The sequence below is a fragment of the Microbacterium sp. 2RAF4 genome (genome assembly GCF_052115285.1).
In the GTDB taxonomy this organism is placed as follows: Bacteria; Actinomycetota; Actinomycetes; order Actinomycetales; family Microbacteriaceae; genus Microbacterium; species Microbacterium oxydans.
Genome location: NZ_JBFRGI010000013.1, coordinates 1 through 468 on the forward strand (window position 1 = coordinate 1; position 468 = coordinate 468).

The window sequence follows — 468 nt, forward strand, 5'->3', positions numbered from 1 at the left end:
CTCTGTTTGTTCGACAAAACCCCATAAATCGTTACTCGATTTAATGAGAAAATCGGGCGTGTTATCTGGTGCTAATATTTCAGCATAAACTAGATCGTCACGATTAGCTGATTTCTCTCCGTGTATTTCTCCCGTTCTATGGTCAACCATAACCGAACGATGACGATAAGCCGCCTTTGCAACTGAGCTGACACCATTTGCACGGCTTACGTTCTGCATTTCTAACCTATATAAAGCCATATGTTAATACCTCATAAATAGAACCCCTATTTTTGTTTTGGGTTTTGGTTTTAGTTTTTCGTAAGAAAAACAGGTTTTAGCCTCGCAGAGACCGGGCATTCCTTATCTTTTATTTTTTCGCTGACGCTCAAACTAAAAGAGGAATGAAAACCTATATAGTTTTTCTTTCGTTGATATATATAAATTAACGCTGATTAAATCAAAGTCAAATTTGACAATATATTAAAG

General features: G+C 36.3%; 1 protein-coding gene. It reads right to left on the reverse strand.

Going from position 1 to position 468, the window contains the following annotated elements:
• Nucleotides 1–219, reverse strand: a 219-nt coding sequence (locus tag AB4070_RS18555) for a MobA/MobL family protein (RefSeq protein WP_441981404.1), incomplete at its 3' end; no start/stop codon positions are given.
• Nucleotides 220–468: the final 249 nt, after the last annotated feature.